A 13,619-nucleotide genomic window follows, 5' to 3' on the forward strand; every position below is an offset into this window, starting at 1 on the left:
AATATCCTTTTAGAATGCCACATTAACTTGCCTGGGAGATCAGGGATGTCACGTATTCAAATCCGTTATTGCACGCAATGCCAATGGCTGCTGCGCAGTGGTTGGTATGCACAGGAGTTGCTCTCAACCTTTGGTGAAGATTTAAGCGAGGTCTCATTAGCCCCTTCCCATGGCGGTACGTTCGAGATCTGGTGTGATGATCTGCTGTTATGGGAGCGCAAGCGCGATGGCGGTTTCCCAGATATCAAGCTTCTTAAGCAGCGTGTACGCGACCAGTTGGAGCCGGGTCGAGATTTAGGGCATATCGACCGATGAATCAGGATAGGCAAGCAATCCTGTTTGGCTTAGGGGCCGTCGCATTATGGTCGACGGTGGCAACGGCCTTCAAAGTGGCACTCGCTTGGATGAGCCCTCTAGAGCTGATGTGGCTCGCAGCGCTTGTTTCTTGGGCACTGATGGGGGCGCTGGTCATCAAGCAGGGAAATATCGCCACAGCGTTGCGCACCGGTTGGAAGACAGCAGCGTGGGCAGGGCTTATGAACCCAGTGGCTTATTATTTGGTGCTCTTCGCCGCCTATGACCGTCTCCCAGGGCAAGAGGCGATGGCACTAAATTACACCTGGGCCTTAGCGATGGCGTTTTTGGCCGTGCCTTTGCTCGGGCAGCGCTTAACGCGTATGGATATTGTTGCTGGGCTGGTCGCCTACGCAGGCGTATGGGTGATAGCAACACGAGGCGCGGTTTTAAATGTCTCTTTTGCCGACCCGTTAGGGGTCGTGCTGGCACTCGCTTCGACTCTTCTTTGGGCGCTGTATTGGCTGCTTAATGCGCGGGATAGCCGACCACCCCTTGTTGGCCAGTGGCAAAACTTTAGCGTTGGCCTACCTGTGTTGACCCTATTGCTATTACTGGGCCCTGGTTACCAGTGGCACGGTTGGCCTGCCTTTGGTGCTGGTGTGTATGTGGGGCTATTTGAAATGGGGGTGGCCTTCATTCTGTGGCAGTTGGCAGTGCATAAAGTGTCGCGCACGGCCAAAGTCTCCAACCTGATTTTTCTCTCACCTCCTGTATCACTGCTGTTACTTTTCCTGGTAGTGGGAGAGCCTATTTTGCCTTCAACGTTGATTGGGCTAGTGCTGATACTGCTGGGTCTCGGGCTGCAACAAGCACAGAAAAACGAATAATTCTGAATATTTTTTTGTGTTTTAATGGTGTTCTTATTGTAATTTTTTGTGACATTTGGTTTTATAGCCTCAGGATGAGTAGGAAATTAACTAAATTAGGCTAAGCTCAGCTAATTAAGTTTTATCTACCATGTGTTTACTTCAAAAATTGGGCGCTCGTAGAGGGACACAGGCTCACTTCGGGATGAGACTTCGCGGGCTTACGCTTGAAGCAATAGTGCAGCATGGCTCAATGGGTCACACGAATAATGAGCTGCGTGCGATGAGTGCCACATCATAGGGAACGCTGACGATGAAAAAAAATGCCGTATCGAGACTAAAAAAAACCTTCTGTCACCATGTTTTTAAGCCGCTGACAATGACCACGTTAGCGTGTGTCCCGCTTACGGCATTAGCGCAGTCGCTACCCGCTAGCCTCTACGCGCCAGGTGCCACTGATCTTCCCAGTACTATTCAACAAACGATCATTACTAATCCCGATGTAAACGCTGCATGGGCGAACTTTAGCGCTTCTGGGAGCGATGTCAGAGTCGCAAAGGGTAATTATTTGCCTTCTATTGATATCTCTGCGGGCGTGGGTCGGCAAGACCAGCAAAATGATGGGCGCGGAAGCTATAGCAGTGACTTTGCTGAGCTCACGCTCACCCAAATGGTGTTTGATGGGTTTGCCACCCGTAGCGAAGTAGAGCGTTTGGATCGCACTCGGCTGATTGCCTATTTTGAGCTGCTGGGTGCAAGTGAAGAGGTGACGCTTGAAGCTTTTCGCACCTACCTTGATGTGCTTCGCTACCGCGAGATGGTGCGTTTAGCTCAAGATAATTACCGCGAACACCAACGTGTGTTCTCGCAAATTGAAGAGCGTGCGCTTTCCGGGGCGGGCCGTGGCGTTGACCTAGAGCAAATTAGCGGCCGTTTGGCATTAGCCGAATCCAACTTGATGACCGAGGCGTCGAACCTGCACGATGTAACGGCTCGCTATCAGCGTATCGTAGGCGAACTTCCTCCTCAGAATATGTCGCCTGCACCTAGCTTGGCCGATGAACTACCCGCTGGTGTCAACCAAGCGATCGAAATGGCATTTGAGGGGAACCCTGAGTTCCATGCCGCGATTGAAAATATTGCTGTGCAACGTGCGGAACAAGAGGCTGCGAAGGCCGCCTTTATGCCCCGCCTGGATATACAGGGACGTACGGGCACCAATAATCAAGACGACTCGATAGCTGGGCGCAGTGATGAGCACAGTATTCAACTGGTCGCCAGCATGAACCTCTATCGCGGTGGTTCTGATAGTGCAGCTTTTGATGCGGCGGCCACGCGTATTGAACAAGCTGTCAACCAGCGCGAAACGGCCTGTACAAACGTACGTCAAACCACGCAAATTGCTTATAACGATACCCAGCGTTTGGGTGAGCAATTGAGCTATCTGAATGATCATCGCCAATCGATCAACCGGGTTCGTGGGGCTTACCAGCAGCAGTTTGATATTGGTCAACGTACTTTGTTGGACGTGCTTGATAGTGAAAACGAGTACTTCGAAGCCAGTCGAGCCTACGCGAATGCAGAGTTTGACTTAACTTTGGCTCAAGCGCGTACGCTAGCAGCAATGGGGCAACTTATGCACACCCTTGAAGTGGTGCGTGACGATATCCCCACTCTTGACGAATTGGGGTACGACGACGCCACACTTAGCGCTGAGATGGCCTGTGGAACGGAAGGGCCTCGTGGCTTTAATTTAGAAGACTTTACGCGCGGTATTTCTTCGCTACCCACTCAAGTAGATATGATAGCTTTGTCTTATTCCGCCAATGAGGAGCCAGTCATTACTTCTCAAAATCTACAATTGAGTCACGAGGATACGTTTGTCACTAACGGCTAACGTGTCTGGATGTTTCTGTATAAAAAAACAGGGTTGTTCGTCGTCTGGCGGCGAAGGATTAGCGGCTTTCGCTAATCATAGGGGAAATAGATGCCTAAATAGGCATTAGGGGAATGAGGTCTCTGTGACACAAACCAAGCTGGAAAGGCCGGCCGCTGCAAATGCTAGCGAGCAGCCAGTAGGCGATGAGTTACTCGAATGTTTGAAAGCGGTTGCCTCATTTCATCAGCATGAGGTGTCATCAGAGGCCCTTAGAGCTGGCTTGCCCTTGGAGCAGGGCAAGCTAACGCCTTCCGTATTTGGTAGGGCTGCCTCCCGTGCTGGACTGACGGCGCGAATTGTTAAAAGCAAGCTGTCGGCGCTTAACCCAGCGCTCTTCCCCGCTATTCTATTGTTGGAACCAGGTAGGGCGTGCGTGCTGTTGGGAATTGATCTCAAACAGCAAAAAGCGAACGTCATTTTTCCTGAACTATCTGAATCAAACGTTGAACTGCCCCTAGATGAACTCTATGCGGGCTATAGCGGTGAAGCTATATACGTTCGTCCTAAGTTTCTAGTGGATAACGCGTCTGAACCAGGCGTCAAGAAGCGCCGCGACCAGCACTGGTTTTGGGGCGTCATTCGCGAAAATAGATCTCTCTACCGCGATATCGTGTTGGGGTCGGTGGCGATCAATGTGTTCGCCATCGCCATGCCGCTGTTCGTGCTTAACGTCTATGACCGAGTAGTGCCCAATCAGGCAACGGAAACGCTATGGGTGCTGGCAATAGGCATCTTTATAGTGCTGTGCTTTGATTTGGTACTCAGGCTAATGCGCAGCAGCTTTGTCGACTTAGCTGCTAGCCGTGCGGATGTGAAGCTCTCTTCCTCAATCATGGCTAAAGCATTGGGCCTTCGTTTAGAAGAGCGCCCCGCATCAACCGGCTCGTTCACTTCGACGCTCCAGTCTTTTGAGTCGGTACGCGCGTTTATTGGTTCTGCGACCATTCTGGGGATTGTCGATCTTCCGTTCGTACTGATGTTTGCGGCGATTATCGCGCTGATTAATCCCTGGCTAGTGCTGCCGGTATTGGTGGGCATCGTGTTTGTGCTGCTCTACGCGCTGGCTGCTCAGGGTAAGCTTCATGAACTTTCTCAAACTACCTGGGAAGTCGGCGCACAGCGCAACTCACTGTTGGTGGAGTCTATTTCCCAATTAGAAAATGTTAAGGCCCTGCGGGCTGAAAGCCGTATCCAGCGCCATTGGGAAAAATCATCGGCCTTCCTTTCCCGTACTGGCGCGCAGCTTAAGATGGTGAGCACCTCAGTCTCCAGCGTGGCCCAGTGGGCGCAGCACAGTGTGGCGGTGTGCGTCATTATCGTCGGTGTGTATCAAATCATCGAAGGTAACCTCACCCAGGGTGGGTTGATTGCCGCTTATATGCTCTCTTCCCGGGCGATGGCACCTATAAGTCAGGCTGCAGCGCTGCTGGCGCAATATCATCAATCCTCCACGGCGCTTGAGTCACTCAATGCGGTAATGGATAAGAAGGTTGAGCGCCATGAAGGCAAGGCTTATGTAGAAAAGCCCAGCTTCGCCGGCAATATACGCCTTGAGAAAGTCACTCTTCGTTACCCCAATGAAGAGCGCGAGGCGCTAAAGGATGTATCGATAACTGTCAAAGCCGGTGAGAAAGTTGCGCTACTTGGCCGCATTGGTTGCGGCAAATCTTCATTAAACAAGCTAGTGCTAGGGTTTTATCAGCCAACCTCGGGGGCCGTGCTGGTTGATAACGTGGATATTCGCCAGTTAGACCCACTGCAGCTGCGCCGTCATATTGGCTATGTTCCTCAAGACGTTAGCCTGTTTTCAGGATCTCTGCGGGACAATATTGTGGCGGGTGGCGGTAGCGACCGCGTTGAGGATGAGGCATTGCTTAGAGCGATTGACTTGGCCGGCCTAGAGTCACTCGTCAACAACCATCCACATGGCGTGGATTTGCAAGTAGGTGAACGCGGCCAAGCACTTTCCGGCGGGCAAAAACAGTCTGTCGCCATTGCCCGTGCGCTAGTGCAGGATCCGCCTATTTTGCTGTTAGATGAACCGACAAGCTCTATGGATAATGCTAGCGAAGAAGCGTTTAAAGCCAACCTTAAAAACGTCGCTGCTGGCAAAACCATCCTAGTGGTCACGCACCGTACCTCGCTCCTCTCATTGGTCGACCGAATTATTGTCATGGATGCCGGCAAGGTCGTGGCGGATGGCCCGAGGGATACAGTGGTAGAGGCATTGCGTAAAGGCCAGATCGGGAGGGCATCGTAATGGCGCGTAAACCCTCTTCCACGACCGAGCAAAAAGGTTTTGACGCCATTGGCCGTTTCTCAGAAAAAGGCCAAAAACCATTTCGCCCTTTTATGGATCGGTTGTTTGCCAAGCGTGTGACCTCTGCCCACCTAAACCGCGATTGGGCAAGCGATACCGACTGGGCGCGTATGCAGCAAGAGCCCATTCGTGCACGGTTATTCCTCTATACCGTCCTGCTCACTGTGGTTGCGTTGTTAGTGTGGGCGTATTTTGCTTCTATCGATGAAGTAACCCGTGGGGCAGGGCGAGTGATCCCTGCAAGCCAACTACAGCGTATCCAGTCTTTTGATGGTGGCGTTGTTGAACAGATCTTTATTCGCGAAGGGCAGGTCGTCGAGGCAGGTCAAGTGCTGATGCAGATCGACCCTACGCGCTTTGTTTCTGATTTTCGAGAAAACCGTGCCCAGCGTTATGCGCTTCAGGCGCGTGCTGAAAGGCTACGTGCGCTAGCAACGGGCACTGCGTTTGAGCCTTCCGAAGAGCTCCGTCAAGAAGTGCCTGACATTGTGATGCAAGAGCGCGAGGTTTATGAAAGCCGTCGTGAAGAGTTGCGCGAACAAGAAAATGTGCTTAATGACCGCATTCGTCAGCGTCAGGAAGAGCTGCGAGAGGCGCAAGCTCGCCGTGATACAGCCCAGCGTGAAGTCAATATGGCCAGTCAAGAGCTTAACTTGACTCGCCCGCTGTTGGCTTCGGGGGCTGTGTCTGAGGTAGAAGTGCTACGCTTAGAGAGAGATGTATCTAGTGCCACAGGGGAGCGTAACCAAGCGGATGCCGCTGTTTCACGTTTAGAGGCCGGGGTGGAAGAAGCAGAAGGGCAATTGCTGGAGCTGGGTGCCGAACGCCGGAGTGAGTGGCGGAATGATCTGGCTCAAACGTTGGGCGACCTAAATGCATTGCAACAATCGGGAACTGGTTTGCAGGATAGGGTACGACTGACCGAAATTCGCTCGCCGGTTGATGGTATTGTTCAGCGCATACATATCAACACCATAGGTGGTGTTGCTCAGCCAGGGGGAGAGGTTGTTGAAATCGTGCCTACTGACGACCAACTGCTGGTTGAGGCGCGCATCGCCCCGCAAGATATCGCCTTTTTGCATCCTGGGCAGCCTGCGACTATCAAACTGACGGCCTATGACTATGCCATTTATGGTGGCTTACAGGCCGAGCTTGAGCGTATTAGCGCCGATACCATTACTGATGATGACGGTAATACCTTCTATCAAGTGCGGGTGCGCAGTTTAGAAAACGAAAATGTCGCCGATAAACTACAAGTAATTCCCGGCATGACGGCGCAAGTGGACATAGTAACGGGCAAGCGCACAGTGATGCAGTTTATGCTGAAACCTGTCTTAAGAGCGTGGCGTGATTCCATGGGGGAACGCTGATGAAGCATTGGTTCATTACGACGGATGGAAACTTAAAAGCGCGTTGGAAAAAAGCGTTTCCCGAGATGGTAGCCTCCAAACCAGATGTGTTTATTAATAAAACACAGCCTAATGATGTGGTTTGGCTGTCTACGACTGTTGAAGGGTGGTCAGAGCTTATCGGTACCGTAACTGCCAAGGGAGCTGTTGTTGTTGTACTAAGTTACTCGCCGGATGACCGTGAGGCGTTAAGGTCACTGGATCTGGGGGCGCGGGGATATGTTCATACGCTTGCTGCGCCCGAGGTACTTAAGCAAGTGGCGTTGGTGGTCACTAACCAAGGCGTGTGGGTTGGTCAAGAGTTGCTTGCTAAGGTGCTTGGAGGCTCTTTTAAAGCGTTGCAGCAAAGGGCTGAAGGTGGCAGTTCTTTCAATACAGAGCAGCTTGGAGATTTAACCGACCGTGAACGGGGCGTTGCACTTGCTGTGGTGCGCGGCGCTACAAATAAGGAAGTCGCGCGTCAGTTAGATATTACGGAGCGTACAGTAAAAGCGCATCTTAGCGCTATTTTCAAAAAGCTGGCTGTTCGAGACCGCTTACAGCTTATTTTGAAGCTAGCACCGGTAGTGGAACGCATTCCAGAGCGCTTTTAATGTTTATAACTTAGCGCGAGCAGCGCCTCTATATGTTGCAGCGCTTATTCAATACATTTCTGTCCCTCACATTAGCCTCTATTATTGAGCAACTTAATGCCGGGTATTAAAGATTCTTCACTGTATTGCTCGCTTCCATTAAGTAAGTCGAGTGCTGAACACTCCTCCCGAGCGGCGGAAATTTCGCATGTGTTGGATAGCATGGGTGACACCGTGATGCCTATGTGGTTGGACAGACACACAGAGTTTGCGGAATTTTCGCAGGTAATGTTGATTTCAGTAAGCGATGGCTATGAGCGTGCACAAGTCACGTCTGTGCAACTTGATTTGAGCAGCTTGCAGGCAGGCAACTGGGCGGCGTTATTACCCACTTTGAAGCAAGCAGTGACAAGACTGGAGCGAAAGTTCTCCCATCCTTTGGTGTGGTGTCGGTTGGAATGGCCTTTTGCCGTACGAGAGTGGCAGTGGCAGGCGCTAAAACAGGAGATGAAGCGCTATAAGCGCAGCTATTTTCGCAGCGGCCTAGCCTTTGTTGGTAAGAGGCTCCCGCGACTTTTGTTGACTGAGATGGAGCTAAACGCCAATGCCTGTTTGTACGCAGGAGGGCATGTTGAGCATGCTGAAGTCAACCAACATCACCTTGAGCGCTACATGAAAGCGCGTCACGGCTCAAGCCAGATGCCGGACTTTGCCGACAACATGACGATGTGGAGTTTTTCCACTACCGGCATATTTGTGGATGTTAGCGGTGAGACAACAAGTGTGCATGCACTGGAAACCCGACCAAGGCGCTGGAGTAGGCGGGAGATGCCACCGCTGACAGTGGCTTCCACAGGGGAACTGATAGCCCGCTCGACCCGCTTTTTAGGCAAACAGGTTGGCCAGGATGGTCGATACATATATGGCTATTTTCCTTGTTTTGATCGCCTCATTAATACTTACAATGTATTACGTCACGCCAGCAGTACTTATGCTTTGTTGGAGGGGTATGAGGCTTGCTCTGATCAACTGCTTTTAAGTGATGAGCAGCTTGGGCTGGTACGCCAACAGATATCTTGGGCGCTTTCGGGCTTATGTTCCGAGTTTGTCGTTCATCGCCAAGGGGCGGCCTATGTGGTGGATAGGGGCGATATCATCAAGTTGGGAGCCAATGCGGTCGCCATTCTTGCGTTGGTGAAGTATCACCAAGTCATGGGAGATGATCGTTATGCTGATTTGGTGGATGCACTGGCGCTAGGGATTTCAAGAATGCAGGAAGCCGACGGTAGCTTTGTGCACGTACTCAATGCTGCGGATTTATCGGTTAAGGAAAAGACCCGGATAATTTATTACGATGGTGAAGCCGCTTTTGCTCTGATGCGACTTTACGATCATACCCGCAATAGTCGTTGGCTGGACTGCGTTGTCAAAGCGTTTGACTACTTTATCGCTAACGGGCACGAAAAGGCACATGACCATTGGCTTGCTTATTGCGCAAATGAATTGGTGGCGCATTGTCCAGAGCGACAATATTTTGCGTTTGCGGTGCGCAACATAGAAGGTTATGTCGATTTTATTCGCGAGCGGGTGACCACTTTTCCAACACTGCTTGAGCTGTCAATGGCGTTTCACAAGACGCTGCTCAAGCTGGAGACACGCCCTGATTTAATCGATGTGCTGAACGGTTTTGATATCAATGCGTTTTATCGGGCACTGCACGCCAGAGCGAACTATCTTCTGAATGGTTTTTTCTGGCCGGAAGTAGCGATGTACTTTAAGTCACCCGCTACTATCCTGGATGGTTTTTTTATTCGCCATCACGGTTTTCGCGTAAGGATTGACGATGTAGAGCACTACCTTTCAGGGCTGGTGGCCTATCAGCAACTGCTGTGTAAGGGAAAATATGCCAGTATCAAGCCACCGTTAGAAAATAAGCTTGATGCAGAGGCTATGGCCTCGGCAACGGGGGGAGAATGGATAACATCTCCTCCTGATAAATGGTTGGCAAGTGGAGTATGCTGCTGGCCGAAATCCTTTCAACCTGGGCAGGTGGTTGTCGCTCGGGGCAAGGAGATGAGCAAAGGTTTTTTGCCATTCGCGGCGGTGAAATCACTGGTCACTAAAGGTGCTTCCTCAGTGCTTTGTGATGATGGCGAGGTATATCGTGATATCGGTGTGCCCGTGTTACAGGTAGACGATATTCGCGCAGCAACACTGGCCATAGGGCAGTGGCAACGGCGCTGCTACGCAGGTCGTGTCGTTGGTATTACCGGAAGCGCAGGCAAAACAACGGCAGTGGCGATGCTAGCCCATGTGCTGAGCTACAACAGTTCAGTAGGGCAAACGCAAGGCAGTGCCAACCTGCCGATTGGTATTGCCTGGAACATCGCTTCAATGCCTCCAGAGGCGCCATACTGGGTTGTTGAAATGGCCATCGGCTCCATGGCCCACAATACGGATATTGCTCGCCCTGATATCGCCATTGTTACGAATATCGCTGCGTCGCACCTGGAATATCACCACTCGTTGGACGAAATTGCTCGTAAGAAAGCGCTTATTTTTCAGGGTATGCCAGCCAATGGGGTCGCAATTCTCTATCGTGATATGCCGCAGTATGCCTATCTTGCTGAGCAGGCAAGGAGCTACCACCTAAAAGTAGTCAGCTTTGGCGAGCATGCTGACGCTGACATACGCATGCTTGAGTTTTCAGGCAATAGCGGGCGCATTACGTTCGATGGCGCTTCGTATGAACTATGCATGAGCGCCGCTGGGCGTCATATGCTGCTTAACGCTATGGCAGTGCTGGCAGTGGCCAGGCACGACAACCTTCCTTTAGACACCGTTATGGCTCGCCTAGCCTCTTTTCAGGCTGTGGCAGGGAGGGGGGAGGTGCGGGCCATTGATTACCACGGAGTGGCGATCACTGTGTACGATGAAGCTTATAATGCCAATCCGTTATCGATGCGTATGGCACTGGAAGCTTTCTCCGCACTACCTGTCGATGCGGATCACAAGCTATTGATTATTGGCGATATGCTGGAGCTTGGCTCAGAATCAGAGGTGCTGCACCTGGAGCTTGTTCCCATACTTAACGCGTTATCGGCCAGGCAAATACTGCTGTGCGGTCAACATTGCCAAGCGTTAGCGCCACTACTGGGAGGGGAGGCCGCCGGAGTGTTTCATTTCTCGGGTGTCAAAGCACTTGAAGCAGCATTGCCTAACCACATGATGTCGCAAGATAGCGTACTTGTTAAGGCATCCCATGGTATTGGGTTACACGCGCTTTTTTCACACCTGACCCGTGGATAAATACTTATCGTCAAGCCGGCGCTGGTGGGGCGCTCTGCTATTGCTTTGTGCGATAGGCAAGCTAGCGCCTGCTGTTGCTCAGTCGCAGCATGAAGCCGGTGAATGCTACTACCTGCAGGGTGATGGATCGCTCGAGGAGTTGGCAAATGAGCCGAATCCTGCGAAGGGTTTTGATGACATTCACTTCTTTGTCGAGAGCCCTGACCAGAGTGCGGCGCTAAACGCAACGCAACTTGAAGACTTGGAGCTTCAGTTGGCGGCTGCCGATGCGCTTTATCGCGACGTGCTGGGGCTCACACCACCTTTGCTCATGCCACGCTATCAGCGTGCGCACTTCATTATGGTGGTTTTACGTACTGATCAAACACGTAGCGGGCAGGCTTATGACGAAGTTGTACGCAGCGCTGCCTCGCCAGATTGTCATATTCGCATGGCTCTGGGTGGGCATGTGAATGCAGCACGGAGCTTAACGCCTGCACATGAACTGTTTCATCTATACCAAAACGCACACATGATGTTCAAGCAAGGTTGGGTGCATGAAGGGTTGGCTCGCTGGTCGGAATCGCTGTTGAGAGGGGATGTACAACAGGGGGATTCCCTGCCCGCTAATATCGAGGCGCTTGAGAGGGTGATGCAAGAGAGCTACGGCGCAGCGCCATTTTGGCAGCGGTTGTTTTACCTGCTTGACCCCCAAGGGGATATATCCATTCCTGATGCGCTTCGAGATATACGCTATCACGATGGCAGCCAAGTAGTGGCGGTGACCGAGCTTTATGGGAGCGCGTTTCTGCCGCTGCTATTCTCTTCACTAAACGAGGCCGGGAAGGCCCTTGCGACCCAAGAACAATGGCCAGTGTACAGCTGGGCAGAGGCACAGCAGCGCAGTCTGCGCCACAATGAGGCCATCCTATCTGCAGTGCATCATGCAGTTTCAACGTATATGTCGGTAGCAGATCAGCCGGAAGAGTTACGTGTATTCATGCAACTTATTAAGCCAATGACTGATTGATGAGCAATCTGGTGACTGAGACGAATGAGATCCATGGCGATCAGGTTCGTGACTTAATGATGGCGCTGGCTCGCGAGGTGCTGTGGCCATTTCGCTGGCGCGTGGCCACTATCCTGTTGATGCAGATCGCAACTCAAGTAATGCTGTTGGCAAGCTTGGTACTCCCCTGGCAACTGCTCCAAATGTTGATAACTGGCCGTAGCCGCATCGACGGATGGGTTTTCTGGACGGATGCCAACAGTGAAAAAATAGCGGTTCTGATCGCATTGGCAGTACTCTGTTTTTGTGCCTATGCCTTGCTTAAATGGCTAGTTAAAAAAGCCATTGCCAGCCTTTCAGCTTCAATACTGCAGCACTTGAATAAAACTCGGCTAGTTGCCAACCATCGATTACTTGGTAAACGTGTACTGGGTGTTGTGTTAGGCGCCTTATCATCAGCAGTTATTGCCATACTGTTCTGTCTGATGATCGCTCTTCTACATCCTCTTCTAGCACTATTGGCTGTTTTATGTGTGCTTGGGTTGGTGATGGTGGTGGGCTTTTACTACCGCTTTGAAAGGGTGCAAAAAATCCAGGATACGCTTCAAGGCAATGTTCTCACAGTGATCAATATCAGTTTTGTACTGGGTTTTCTGATCATTGTGCTGGATTATCTTAATGGCACTATGCGGCCACTGTTGACGCTATTCATACTGCTGCTGGGAGTACGCCAATTAATGGCGGCGAGTGTCAATGGGCTAGTAAGCTTTTTGAGCATCATCAAGCGTTTTCAGCAGATTAACATGTTGCTTTTGCCGCGCTCTCAACAGATATCTCTCTTTTCAACCACGGATTTTGTTCAACGTTTTGAACAAAGGGCTCTCAAACAGTGGCTGTTACCGTGGCTGGTTGAGCGTAAGCACTGCAACAGCGACATTGATGTTTTACAGTGCCGCCTGATTCATGGGCGAGCTATAGCACAGGTATTGATTCGTGATACTGATGCCAGCGGTGTCCCACGTTATAAATTGCTCAAGTGTTATGTCTCAGCGCGAGAAAATGAAGCTCTGCATGAAACCGCGCTGCTGAACGAAGTAAATGGCCATTACCATGGTGTCATTCCCGCTGTGCCGATCTTGTTGGAGAGTGGTAGGTTGCCGTGGTGCTCTTTTGTATTGTTGGAGATAGGTGGCCAACTTCCTCAGTGGAAAAACTCAGAAGAACGAAAACCCTGGATGACTGAGCTGCGTCAATGTCTGCTTCATGTCCCTTTGCCTAACCGGCTTATTGCGCAATACACAGCAACTTTTGCCTCTTTACCCGAGCGCATGAAGAAAATAGACGCTTCGCATTTTGGGTATTTGACGCAAGAGGATAAAGAAAGCTTTCAAATTGATCATTTTATGCGGTTATGGCCCCTTATGGTGGCTGAGGTGGAAAGGATTCCCAAGAGCCTGACGGTGCAAAATCCGAGTAGTGCACGCATGGCGAATATAGATGGCCATATGCTTCTGATGGACTGGTTTGGTTGGGTATACGACACGGTTGGGGCATTCTGGCCATTATCTGCAAAACTGCATGCCGAAGTGCTTGAAGTGATTGGCAACCAGTGGGAGGGTTCAAATACTCAGCCACGCTGGTTTGAATTTGATACCCCGGTCACTGCTGCGAACTACGTTGCATTGGCTGCACGCGCGCACGAATTTTGTCAGCGTTGTCATGCTAATAACGATTCTGGTGCACTCAATATGATGGCTGGTCTTATTAAAGCTTATGAGGCAGTCAATCATAGCCATTCTTTCTCTACCCTGCGGCGTGATATTGCCAGCTTGCACCATAGTGTAAATTAGGAGAAAGGGTAGCTACTGTTCATCAGCTCCTGTATCAGCTTCTTTGATCAGCTAGCGTTAGCGATCTCT

The 13,619-nt window shown here is 51.1% G+C and carries 9 protein-coding genes; all 9 read left to right on the forward strand.

Annotated features, from left to right (window positions below; genetic code table 11):
• The first annotated feature begins 45 nt into the window (after positions 1-45).
• Complete coding sequence (locus AC4EYZ_RS20980; RefSeq protein WP_022522748.1) at positions 46-315, forward strand: Rdx family protein; 270 nt, start codon at positions 46-48, stop codon at positions 313-315.
• Positions 312-1,184 (forward strand): DMT family transporter, encoded by an 873-nt coding sequence (locus AC4EYZ_RS20985; protein ID WP_009287682.1) that lies wholly within the window; start codon positions 312-314, stop codon positions 1,182-1,184. The genes AC4EYZ_RS20980 and AC4EYZ_RS20985 overlap by 4 nt, the downstream gene beginning before the upstream one ends.
• A 358-nt stretch (positions 1,185-1,542) precedes the next feature.
• The gene (locus AC4EYZ_RS20990) at positions 1,543-3,060 is read left to right on the forward strand and encodes a TolC family outer membrane protein (RefSeq protein WP_238326090.1); all 1,518 of its coding nucleotides are present in this window, start codon (positions 1,543-1,545) and stop codon (positions 3,058-3,060) included.
• A 124-nt stretch (positions 3,061-3,184) separates the two neighbouring features.
• Complete coding sequence (locus tag AC4EYZ_RS20995) at positions 3,185-5,362, forward strand: type I secretion system permease/ATPase (RefSeq protein ID WP_009287684.1); 2,178 nt, start codon at positions 3,185-3,187, stop codon at positions 5,360-5,362.
• Entirely contained in the window at positions 5,362-6,792 is a 1,431-nt protein-coding gene (locus tag AC4EYZ_RS21000; protein ID WP_022522750.1) for an HlyD family type I secretion periplasmic adaptor subunit, read from the forward strand. The genes AC4EYZ_RS20995 and AC4EYZ_RS21000 overlap by 1 nt, the downstream gene beginning before the upstream one ends.
• Complete coding sequence (locus AC4EYZ_RS21005; protein WP_022522751.1) at positions 6,792-7,424, forward strand: response regulator transcription factor; 633 nt, start codon at positions 6,792-6,794, stop codon at positions 7,422-7,424. Before AC4EYZ_RS21000 ends, AC4EYZ_RS21005 begins: the two co-directional genes overlap by 1 nt.
• 267 nt (positions 7,425-7,691) lie before the next feature.
• Complete coding sequence (locus tag AC4EYZ_RS21010) at positions 7,692-10,712, forward strand: UDP-N-acetylmuramoyl-tripeptide--D-alanyl-D-alanine ligase (protein WP_238326091.1); 3,021 nt, start codon at positions 7,692-7,694, stop codon at positions 10,710-10,712.
• Between the two features lie 40 nt (positions 10,713-10,752).
• Entirely contained in the window at positions 10,753-11,721 is a 969-nt protein-coding gene (locus AC4EYZ_RS21015) for a hypothetical protein (protein WP_236557307.1), read from the forward strand.
• Complete coding sequence (locus AC4EYZ_RS21020; protein WP_022522754.1) at positions 11,721-13,550, forward strand: hypothetical protein; 1,830 nt, start codon at positions 11,721-11,723, stop codon at positions 13,548-13,550. The genes AC4EYZ_RS21015 and AC4EYZ_RS21020 overlap by 1 nt, the downstream gene beginning before the upstream one ends.
• The last annotated feature ends 69 nt before the right edge of the window (positions 13,551-13,619 follow it).

The organism is Vreelandella sp. 162(4c) (assembly GCF_058152265.1).